The sequence below is a fragment of the Gordonibacter sp. genome, assembly GCF_036667095.1.
Classification (GTDB): Bacteria; Actinomycetota; Coriobacteriia; order Coriobacteriales; family Eggerthellaceae; genus Gordonibacter.
Window position 1 is genome coordinate 1 of the sequence record NZ_JAVWUP010000083.1, and the last position, 10,805, is coordinate 10,805.

At 57.5% G+C, this 10,805-nt stretch carries 11 protein-coding genes; 1 reads left to right on the forward strand and 10 read right to left on the reverse strand.

Annotated elements, in window-relative coordinates:
- From RR842_RS08555 to RR842_RS08570, 4 genes are all read right to left on the reverse strand, one after another.
- Positions 1-227 (reverse strand): FAD-binding protein (locus RR842_RS08555; protein ID WP_332729476.1); only part of this gene is annotated, 227 nt, incomplete at its 3' end.
- A gap of 171 nt (positions 228-398) precedes the next feature.
- Complete coding sequence (locus tag RR842_RS08560; RefSeq protein WP_332729478.1) at positions 399-2,150, reverse strand: FAD-dependent oxidoreductase; 1,752 nt, start codon at positions 2,148-2,150, stop codon at positions 399-401.
- Positions 2,151-2,192: 42 nt separating this feature from the next.
- Positions 2,193-2,810: a hypothetical protein gene (locus tag RR842_RS08565; RefSeq protein WP_332729479.1), complete on the reverse strand. Its 618-nt coding sequence runs from the start codon at positions 2,808-2,810 to the stop codon at positions 2,193-2,195.
- 243 nt (positions 2,811-3,053) lie between these two features.
- Positions 3,054-3,284, reverse strand: coding sequence for a helix-turn-helix domain-containing protein (locus RR842_RS08570; RefSeq protein WP_332553320.1), 231 nt, complete (start codon positions 3,282-3,284; stop codon positions 3,054-3,056).
- Positions 3,285-3,563: 279 nt separating this feature from the next.
- Between RR842_RS08570 and RR842_RS08575 the strand changes: the two genes are divergently transcribed.
- Positions 3,564-3,905, forward strand: coding sequence for a helix-turn-helix transcriptional regulator (locus RR842_RS08575; RefSeq protein ID WP_332518158.1), 342 nt, complete (start codon positions 3,564-3,566; stop codon positions 3,903-3,905).
- A 576-nt stretch (positions 3,906-4,481) separates the two neighbouring features.
- Here the strand turns inward: RR842_RS08575 and RR842_RS08580 are convergent.
- From RR842_RS08580 to RR842_RS08605, 6 genes are all read right to left on the reverse strand, one after another.
- A complete protein-coding gene (locus tag RR842_RS08580) occupies positions 4,482-6,110 on the reverse strand; it encodes an FAD-dependent oxidoreductase (protein ID WP_332553321.1) in 1,629 nt (542 codons plus the stop codon).
- Between the two features lie 27 nt (positions 6,111-6,137).
- Positions 6,138-6,602 carry a hypothetical protein gene (locus RR842_RS08585; protein ID WP_332513553.1) on the reverse strand — a complete coding sequence of 155 codons (465 nt, stop codon included), beginning with the start codon at positions 6,600-6,602 and terminating at the stop codon, positions 6,138-6,140.
- A 236-nt stretch (positions 6,603-6,838) separates the two neighbouring features.
- Positions 6,839-8,293, reverse strand: a complete 1,455-nt coding sequence (locus tag RR842_RS08590) for a helix-turn-helix transcriptional regulator (RefSeq protein ID WP_332513552.1) — start codon at positions 8,291-8,293, stop codon at positions 6,839-6,841.
- 272 nt (positions 8,294-8,565) lie between these two features.
- Positions 8,566-9,171, reverse strand: a complete 606-nt coding sequence (locus RR842_RS08595; RefSeq protein WP_332518159.1) for a Fic family protein — start codon at positions 9,169-9,171, stop codon at positions 8,566-8,568.
- Between the two features lie 122 nt (positions 9,172-9,293).
- The gene (locus RR842_RS08600) at positions 9,294-9,767 is read right to left on the reverse strand and encodes an ASCH domain-containing protein (RefSeq protein ID WP_332513550.1); all 474 of its coding nucleotides are present in this window, start codon (positions 9,765-9,767) and stop codon (positions 9,294-9,296) included.
- 129 nt (positions 9,768-9,896) lie between these two features.
- A complete protein-coding gene (locus tag RR842_RS08605; protein WP_332513549.1) occupies positions 9,897-10,577 on the reverse strand; it encodes a Fic family protein in 681 nt (226 codons plus the stop codon).
- Positions 10,578-10,805 lie beyond the last annotated feature (228 nt).

A 10,805-nucleotide genomic window follows, 5' to 3' on the forward strand; every position in this document is an offset into this window, starting at 1 on the left:
ACCACCTGCATATTCTGATTCACACGAATGCCCGCGCATTGGTCGTGCGGCATACCACACCAGCGTGTTGTCCAAAACGGCGGAGCCGCTATCGGATACAGCGGCCCTGAGCGCTCAAAATCAGGATCCTGCCCGGCCGTGACGTTCTTGTTGTACTTCTGGATAGTCGCCACCAGATTGGCCGCCGGCACACCCATCTGAGCCGCAAGCTCCGCAACGGTGTCCACCTCGACCGATTGCCTTCGGGCAGGCCCGTCTTGGTAGACGGGTTGTCGAAATACGGGCGGTCCCACCGCACGTACTGACGACCACCCATCACTCCAGCGCCCTTCAAGAAGCTGCGCCTCAATACCCGCCCCCTTTCCCTGGCTTATCGTGCCGTCTCCCAAACAATCGCGCTAAACCGCCGTTGCCTTCGCCGCGTTCGCGCCCGCCCAGCGAGCAGCCGTCGCATAGTGGCCGAGAGAGTTGTGCACACGGCGCCAGCCCAGGGCATTGCCGAGCTCGCCGGCGGCATACAGATGAGGGATAACCGGCTCGTCATCAATGGAGGCAACCGGCTCCAGCGGATTCTCAATTGCCGACCAGCCGTCAAGCACCTGAGACTTCGTGTTAACGCGCACGCCGTTGCGCTGCGTATGACGAATAAGGCTGGCCTTCGCACCGTAGAACGGCGGCGTCGCGATCTTATTCAAGGGGCCGGGCTTCCCGAATACCGAATCGACTCCCGCATCAGCGTCGGCATTGTACTGCTCGACGGTAGCTTTGAGCGCTGCGGCATCGATGCCCATCTGCTTCGCCAGGTCGTCAAGCGTATCAGCTTTTGCCAAGCACGCAGGATCGAACATGCTGCCCGTCTTGGGATTGGGCTTGCCCATCTCATCGAGTGGCCACTTCATTTCTGCCGCAGCCACCGAATCCGCGACCATCCACACGTTGCGCGGCTGGTCGAGCGACAGGTAAGCTGCCATGAAAGGCATCTCGGGGTTCTCGGACAGAGCGCCGCGGCCCGCTGGGCGGGGGTCGGAAGCGCTTGCTTCGTTGACATAGCGCTCGCCCTTGCCGTTGATCAGAATGGACTTCTGATAAAGATCCGCCTTGCGCGTCAGGCCCTTGCCCGCCGCATAGTTTTTGTTCGTAGACCAGTCGACCGGGTCCTCGCCCCAACCCCAGTAGGATCGCGCGCCGAAAAACAGATAGAGATACGATACGAACGACATGTCGGCGAACGCTGCGCCGATCTGAGCGGCAGCGATATGCCCATCGCCCGAACTGTCTACATAGAGCAGATCGTCCGCCGGAACACCGCCATCGCCGTAGGTGTCAGGGCCAACGATACGCGGGTCCCAGCCAGCGGCCATGCGCGCATTGTCGGTCCACGTTCCCGTGCACAGCACTACACCCTTGGTGGCCTTGAGGTTCTTCACTCCGTCAGGCGTTTCCACCTCGACCCCTACCACCGGGCCATCGGCTTCGCGGTAGAGGCGCGTCATGCGGTGCCCCAGCTTGATGGGAACCCCTTGTTCGCTCAGTTTCTTTTCCCATACCTGCGTCCAGCAAATACCGCTGTTAGGCGTACCCTTGCCACCTTCATACACACCCGGATTCGGCTCCGGGGCGAGACCACGCTTTACCTCGCCGCCCAGCACGCCCGCAGAGATAGGTCCCCAGATAATGCCCAAGTCCTCCATCCATTTCACGGTATCGGCACCGGCGTCGACAAGTGCTCGCATGACTTCGGCGTTGCCGCGATACTCGCAGCTGTTCATTTCGGCCGCAAACCACGCGTCATTGTCGTCCTTCACCCCATCGCGCTGCTGCACCACGTTATTGCCGCCCATCGTGCAACTGCCGCCGGCCGTCATCCACAAGCCACCCGCATGATCGCCCTTCTCCAACACCACTACCTTGGCACCTGCATCCGCCGCTTCGATGGCTGCCGCCATGCCCACGCCGCCTCCGACGACGATGACCTCAGTTTCTTCGTCCCAGGTGCCCGGGATGTCGGATGAGGTAGATGCCGAGGAGCCGCCCGAACCGCCCGATGTCGGCGCGCCACTCGCACAGCCAGCAAGCCCACCTGCCGCGACTCCAGCCGCCGCCAATGCGGCTCCCGTCAAAAATCCCCTTCGTGATACCGTACGCTCCATGATGTTCCCCTTTCGTTGACAGCAAGCGGGCCCTCTACCCGCCTATTGCTCTTCGTGACACGTGCCGCATTCGAAAACATCTTCGTGATGGCAGCTGATGCAGGTTTTCTTCGCCAGATCTCCCGGCGTACCCGCCGCATGCATCTGATGGCAGTCGGCACAAGCTATGGCGGCATGGCCATCGGACGCAGGCAGCGCATGCGGGTTCACGACGGTGCCCAGCGAGTCAACCAGCACCGTGCTGTTCGCCGTCTTAACAGCGAGGGCCTCGCGGCTCTCGTGGCAGCTCAGACACATTTGCTCGGTAATCTTGGTCTTCGTAAGCTTTGTTGGCATCTTTGAAGACGTAGTTGATCCCTCATGAGCCGCCGTAAGTCCAGCCGCATCGTTATGACAGGAAGTGCATGTGATCGCGTTCTGCTCGTGAACAGCTGCCTGGCAAGCCGAATCGGCCATCGATGCCGATTCGGCATTATGGCAAGGCGAGCAGTCGGCATCGGCAGACCAGGTGAATGCAACTTCAGGCGCCGCGCTTCCCGTCGCCTCCCCTCTTTCCGACGGCACAGCAGCCCGCGGTGCACAGCCGACAAGGGCAACAAGCACCATCAAAATCGTGCAGCACCATACCAGACGCTTCGCCTTGCTATTGGCAAACCCCATCGAACTCCCCTTTCGTTTTCGGCCCAAGCAGCAAGAACGGGGGAGGGAGAGTGTTCTTGCTGCACGGCCACACCAGAAATCACGCAATTGAGCACGTATATCATCCAGTCCCTGCCGATCGCATCCCTGTCCGCCTCCATCCCCTTTGCCAGGCGACAACCCCTCGTACGCAACCGGCCTCCAACCAAACGGCCGCATTCCAAACAACGCGGCCGCTGCTACATGAACAACGGATTCGTACCCTTACCCTCGCTCGTCGGGCAGCGGAAGCCCTGCCAAGTCGTCGATACCACAGCCGAGGGCTACGGCAAGCGCGTACGCAGTATCCAAGTTCGGCGTCTTGCTACCGGATTCGACAAGGACGATCGACTCAACCGCGACTCCCGATTTTGCTGCGAGCTCTTCTTGCGACAGCGATGATTTGTTACGCGTAGTTTTTAGGCGATGCGAGAACGCCGCATTGCTGTACTCCATCAGCCACTTCCTTCCCAACTCCCCGCTCCCAGGTCTATGCGACTCATGCCGGGTCAACATCGCGGCAAAATCGACACGCCCAACGAACAGCTCTCATCCGCAAAGCAACGCACGACAACGCCAAAAAACTCCTTTGCTTCTCCTCACATCAACAGTTTAACTGTAGATATTGCTGAATATAAACCAGCTAAACTGCATATGTCAAGCAAGTAAAGGAATGTTTGTTGTAAAAATGACAGCGAAAATGTATTATTCTGAGCATTGAGGGAGGTCGAGAAAATGAATTTACAGCTAAAGCGTCTCCGTAAGCTCGCCGGATACCGGACCCAAGACGAATTCGCAGCCGTGCTGGGCGTACCCGAGCGACGCTATGCCTCCTGGGAGCGCGGCGAGGTGATGATGTCGCTAGAGCAGGCCTACCATTGCGCCGTAGCCCTCAACTGCACCATCGACGAGATAGCAGGGCTTTCGCATCCGACATCGCCTCGCAGCGACCCCGAGCATGCCTCGCTCGACGAGTATTATGAGTCCATGGGAGACGACGGGCGTGCAGCCTTGGTCGAATCGGCCCGTTTTATGAGCGGAAATTACGGTGCACGGGCAAGACGCGGGCGGGCCTAGCAGATCTCGCGCCTTGGGAAAGACGAGCGAACAAGGCGCAGGTTCTCGGTCACCATCTCGGAAACAACCGCGAGGTCCACATCGGACAACGACAGCAAGCGCAGCGCGTCGGCCCGTTTGTCTTCACGGACAGCTCGGATAGCAGCTCGTGCGCATCGCGGCTGCCAGGCCTCATCTTTGCCTCTGCCATAAGGGACTCTTCACTTCTGTTTTGCGCAGCATACCAAACGAGCACGCCCCGGGACATCCGCGAACAGCTTCGCCCACAAAGGCCCGATCAAGCCATAAGCAGTCCGTCGCTATGAGCTTCAAAACCAATCGTTTGACAAGTCGGCCTTCATCATCATTTAGACGGAAGGCGATTCTGCGCAAACATCCGTCGCGCACCCGCATAGCGGGTGGTGCATATCCTGCACGCTTCGCGTACCCGACAGGCCGAAGCCTTCGCAAAAACGCCGCGAGCCCCCTTTCGGGGGCCCGCACATAAGGGAGGGAAGGGAAAGCCAGCAGCACCCCAGGAAGCTATCCCGTAAGATTCTCCGGCGAGCTACCCCAGGGTCAGCACCTCGACGGGCGCTACCCTGCGACGATCTTGTGCGCCTCGTTGGCGGACACACGACCGCCGTGCAGGCACTCGGCGCTGGCCGAGCCAGGAACGTCCATGGGATACACGTCTCGGTAGAGCATGATACCGTCGAGCCCGATCACGAACACGTTCTCCAAACGCCCGCCCTCTTCCAGCAGCGGCCGGAACGTCCGGTCGCACACGACACCGCCCAAGGGGCCTTCCATGACCTCGTGGATGCGTCCGATATAGTACGGCGGCGTGGTTATGGGCTGCAGGTACTCCTTTTCCTTGCCGTACAGGCCGTCTACACCAGCGGCGCACACGGCGTTGTACTCCTCGACCCCGGCCTTGAAGGCCGTCGGGTCAACACCCGCCTTCTCGGCAAGCTCCTCAAGCGTATCGGCCTTGAAGCCGTCGTCGCCGGTCTCCAGGATAGCTTTCCACTGCTCCCCGACGCTCACGCCCCACTCGTCGGCCATAGCCTTGGTCTCGGCGATCTTCTGGTCGTACACCTTCTGATCAAACACGCTCAGCGCTGTGCAGTTGGGCTGGTTGTGGATGGGCGCCGACTGCGTCACCACGTTGCCCACGCGCAAAGCCAAGCTCTCGTCCACGAAGCGCTCGCCGTCCTCGTTCAGCCACAGGAACGGACCACCGAAGCAGAAGCCGGTCCACAGGGGCCCGAATATCTCGACGCTGCCGTGGCTGATGCGGTTGTACTTCAGGTAACACACCCCGTTGAATTCGGAGGCGCCTGCGGCCAATGTCATATTGACCCCGTCGCCGTAATGCCCGGGCGTGCCGATGCGCTCGAGGGTGTTCAGGTCGAAGCCGAGCTTCTTTAGGCGCTTGTCGTCGTTCGCGAAACCACCAGTAGCCAGGATGACCGCTTTGGCCGCATACTCTACCAAATCGCCGAACGCATCGAGCGCGATGATGCCAGCGACGCTGCCATCTTCCGCATAGCTGAACTCGAGCCCGCGCGTGTTCAGGTCGATGCTGGCGCCGAGGCTGCGCAGCTTCTTTTCCATAGGCTGGATGTAGCCGACGTAAGCCGCGCCCTCTTCCCACCAGTGGAACGTGTCCACGGCACCCGCCACGGCACCGCAGGGATAGTTGTCGATGAGGCCGCTGATGTGCGACCCGCACGTCTCGACGGCCCATTGGATGTTGTCGCCCGAGTGGTCGATCAGGTCCTTGTAGAACAAACCATTCGGAACCCACTGGGCCTTGCCCAGCTCCTCCTGCATGATGATGGAGCGGTCCACCGTCACGCCCTGCTCCTTTTGGTACTTGGAATCCACCGCAAACGTTCCCTCGACGCCCTGCCCGTTACCACCAAGCGTCGTCTGGGCCTCGATAAGGATGACGTCGTCGCCGTTTTCCGCAGCCTGCACAGCCGCTGCCAGCCCGGCGAACCCGCCGCCCACGACCAAGATGTCGCAGGAGATGGTCTCGGTAATGTTGGCTTTGTCCACCTCGATGCCCGAGCTGTTGACCGTCGCGGCCTTCGCTCCCTTTTTGGCCTCCGCCTCCGTCTTAGGCGCGCACCCTGCCAGGCCCATGCCTGCAACCGCCGCCACGCCAACGGCACTCAGGCCGAGAAAGTTCCTACGAGAAAACTTCTGTTCGTTCATGGTTGACCTCCTTGTCGTTCCAGGTTTCTATTTCGAGCTGAATCCGCTTTTTTCGTCGTACGAAATGTTTGCGCCGTTCACGTTCATACTGGCTTTCGCAATGGAATAGCGGTAATTCGTCTGGGTGCTATCTCCGCGTGCCGTAGCTGCGGTCACGCTCTGGATACCCACCGTGAACGAGCAGTCCTTCAGCTCGACGCCCGACATGGTCTTGTATGCCATGAGCTCCGCGTAGAAGTCGGCGAACCGGGGGTCGTTCTGGTCTATGGTCGCCGGACTGTCCTTTTCCGTCAGGCCCAGGCTCTCTGTCGTGGCGAACACGTTGCTGGCCGCTTTGATGACCGTCTTGGCGTTCGCTTTGTTCTCGTTCGATACATCGCCGCCTGCGTTGCCACCGCCCGCACACCCCGCCAGCCCGAGCATTGCCGCCATGACAAAGGCAACCAGCGCGATCGCCGCAGTCTTTTTCAGCATCAACCCTCTGTCTTTCATAATCTGCACCTCTTCCTGTTTGCAACCGATACCAATCAGCGCCCGCTCAATGCTCTTCCCCTTGACCGAAACGCCTCGGCTCTGCCCGCAACAACAAAGCCGAGGCCCACCATGGGGCCTCGCCGGGGTTTCATCCACATCACAAACTGGTGATTCTGGCAAAAAGGGTGCTCATCAGAAACTGACCACGGAACTTCATCTGGGAAAAGGTGAGGAAAAGATCGCGCTCGCGTCGCTCAAGCGCCCCGGATGACCTCCAACTCGTCCAAAAGCTCCTGACGATTATGGACGCCGCTTTTTTCGTAGATATGCCGCACGTGCGATTTCACGGTGTTCTCGGAAACGAACAGCTTTTTCGAGATGAAAGGAACATTGCGCCCCTCAGCCAAAAGGAACGCAATCTCCTTCTCGCGCACGGTCAACCGTGCGTTTTTCGCAAAGAGGTCCACCGCCGCGTTCGCGTCGCCGGAAAGAGAGGAATCCGCCGGAGAGTCGCCCAACAAAATGGACTGCCGATCGTAGCGTCTGAGCAGGGCGAAGCACGCAAGAAGCAGCAGGTAGTTCATCGCCGCCAAGAAGATGCTGGCCTCGAAGGCGCCTATCTCCACATGGTCGATAGCCATGCCGCTGCCGATACCCAGCGATATGCCTATCTGCTCCGCAGCCATGACCACCGCTATCACCTGCGCCGCGCACTTCTTCGAGGTGCGTACGTAATACGAGATCAACGTCCATACCAAAATATCGAAACCCGAGTATCCCATCGCCACCAGAATGCGCCCGGGGTCGTTCATAGACGACACGAACACCCCGATGGTCAGAACCACCACGCCCGCGGCAACCAGAGACAAAGCAACCCGGAGCAACAGCTCGACCCGCTTCATGGAGAACGCATAGCACACGATGAAGAAGCCCAGAGCAACGGCGCAGCGCGCTAAGGCAAGATAGGCGGCATCCTGGCTACCTGAAGGAGACAGGTTCGCAGGCGCAAACCACGACACAAACCCGAACGCACCGCAGAACACAAGGATGACCACCAGGAACTGCACATCAATGCCGAATGCCTGATGCCCCTGAGCGGCCACGTCGCCGGTGCCCTCCTTGAACTCGATGGCAAACCGCGCACGCGCCTGAAGCCGGTACAGGGCACCGTAGCACACGAGGGACAGCAGTGGCAGCATCATCACCGCCACCCCTTCCGCACACTTCGGAAGGGGGATCATAAGGAGGTTCAGGAACAGGCTAAGCCCCCATGCGCCGGATATGTGCAGCACGGTCTTCTCCACGCCTTGAGAAACGGCGACGGTACCCCAAACAACGTTCTGACATCCCATAGCAAAGCCGAGAAGCGCCCCTCCCAAACAAAACGGGATAACGCCACCCTCACCACGAAACACGAGGCAGAGCAAGCCACCCAGCAATCCCACCCACGAAACAACAACCATGGCACGTAGTGGCCACGAAGTCCAGCGACCCCTGCGTGCTACGACCGCATACACCGCAACGAAACTCAAAACGCTCGAGACCATGAGGATTACCGTAGCGGCCTCGACAGCGCCTTGCTGCGACGAGGAAAGCAGCGCATCGTCAAACATGCCCCGATCGAGCCATACCCAGTAAAAGGCGGCACCTAAGATAGCGAGCCACGACGCGGCACCGCTGAGCTTACTTCCCTTATTTTGATCGAACAATTACTCCCCCACGCCCTACGTCCCCAATATACTCAACATGATACCAGCATCCACCGTAGTGCGCGCGATCCTTCGACAGTGCGATAGTACCTTTACTCTTCCGAGGATCATCGATCGTTTCTTCTGACTACTCGTGTGAGCCCCTCTAAGGCAACAGCCTGCCGCACACCCCTGTCGCAATCGACGAATACCCCCAGCGGATCAAAACTCGACACATGCTTACTGCGATCCCAAGCAGTAGTGACATTTGTCGCAGAGAGACAATTTTCGACTCATAGCTCGTCAGTTTTATATACGGCGTAGCCTTCGTAGTGATAACTGGCATCAATGCCCTTCATGTACACCTCTCTGTCCGAGACCTCCTCGGTAAGAGCTTGTTGTAGAAGGTGCTTGATTTCTACGTCCTTGATAGGGCTGCGTTCCATGGCAAGAAGATAGTCATCCTTATCAACAAAACTCCAGTTCACAACCTTACCCAATTCCTTTTTTAGAATCAGATCCAGCCATATTCTAGTGCTGCGACCGTTGCCCTCTCTAAAGGGATGGGCAATATTCATCTCTACATATTTTTCTATAATCTCATCGAAAGTACACTGAGGCATAGACTCAACGTGAGCCAAAGATGCCTCCAAATACATGACGGGAGCAAATCTAAAATTGCCCTTGGAAATATTCACGGTGCGGACGATACCAGCAAAATCGTACACATCCCCAAAAAGACATCGGTGAATTTGAACTAGGGACTCTACTGTGCCAGCCTCAAGACTGTCCAAAGTGCCACTTTCAAACAATTCTGCTGCTCGTTTCTTACTGAGACGCTCTTCCGCCCGAGCTAATTCTACCGAATCCGTGATTCCGAGCTTATTTTCTAGTGTCATTTCCCTACTCCTTCCTACACAAGCATCTTTGCTCCTACGAAGCTTGGTTTTTAGACAGCTCAACCATAATTAATGACGATATCAAAAACTACAGATCAAACATTTCCCACAACTCTCCGGGGTCACCAAAAAAAGGCTTCAATACTCTCGGTCGCAAGGTTGTCGTCATTCACGATGATGTCGGAATAGTGTTCAAAATATGCCTGTCGGTTTGTCGACAGCACTTCGATTTCATGCTCAACATAGAAGAAACTTGCAGTCGCCTTCACAGGAAATGGCTTGATCAGCCGAGCATTTTCAAGTTTCCAAGCGTTGCTTTTCTTATCGGGCATACGCGACATCATGGCAGCTTCACGGTGCCCCTTCGTAAACGGCTCACGGTCGACAACGTCTACTAAACCAATTGCGAAGCCGTAGGCCAAACCGTCGATTGGATAGTAGGCGCTTGCTGTTTTTGATGCACACACCACCAAATCTTTTATGGGTGTCTGAATGCTACGCGTGCGACATTCGATAGTTTTATGGCCCAGTATAATCAGTGTCGCATAAGGCTCTTGGAAACTGAGGCATTTTAACTGCCCCTCATGGTCGGTCATTATCTCAGCCTTTCTTAACTACCCCAAACATACGGCCGGTCTTCATAGAGAGAACATTGCTCGTAACACGATAAGGCACAGCGACGCAGAAAGCAGCAGCGCATCACAGGCAGCACCGCATCGAACGTGTCACCCTTGCGCCATATCTCTCAATGCAGACATACGCTCTTCTTCAAGTTGCGACAGCTCGCGGAACATCTGCGCAAGCGCATCGGTATCGCCTTCGGCAAGCATCGCCAGATACTCGGCTCGCCGCCCAAACGGGATGACAACAGGCGCGAGACCTTCCCTCATAAGACCTCGGTTGACGAGGATTCTGCCGGTGCGCCCGTTACCATCCTCAAACGGATGAATTCTCTCGAAGCGTACATGGAATCGAGCTTCTCTCGCGAAAGCATCGAGGTCATCCTCGTGGCTGTATTCGTACACCAGCTGCATCATAAGCTGGTTTATCTGGTTCGGTTTCGGCGGCAAATATTCTGCACCGCGGATCATCACTGAAACCGTACGGTAGCCGTCGATCTCGCTGATGTTCTTGTTGATGGCAATGGCGATGTCTTTGATAAGCCGCTCGCTCAGAGGGTCCTCAACGCCCTCTATCGCCAAGCCCAGAGCATATTTGTGGTTGATGGCCTCGTAAAGCTCACGTGCCGTCGCCGTGACCGTGAGGGAGTTGTCGTTCCAGAGAATCGCGTATGTTTCGGCATAAGAGAGCGTACTCCCCTCGATAGCGTTCGAGTGATACGTGCTCCTTGTGACAAAGTCTTCAAAGTACTCTTTGTTGCTGCGCATGAATCCGACGACATCCATAGCACCTACCTCCAGCTTGATTCTTTCCTGCACACTATACCAGCACGCAAGGGTTTCCCTCCTTACGCCGCAGTCATTCCCGCCATCCCTTCATCCATCCGGTATTCGACCTACAGGCATGCTTCCACATGGGCACATCCATCGCGCCGAAACGCCTGCCGGTGCGCATACCCGCTTCATACCGACCGCACGCCATCGCGGGCGTATCGTTTCTCTCGAACGTGCTAC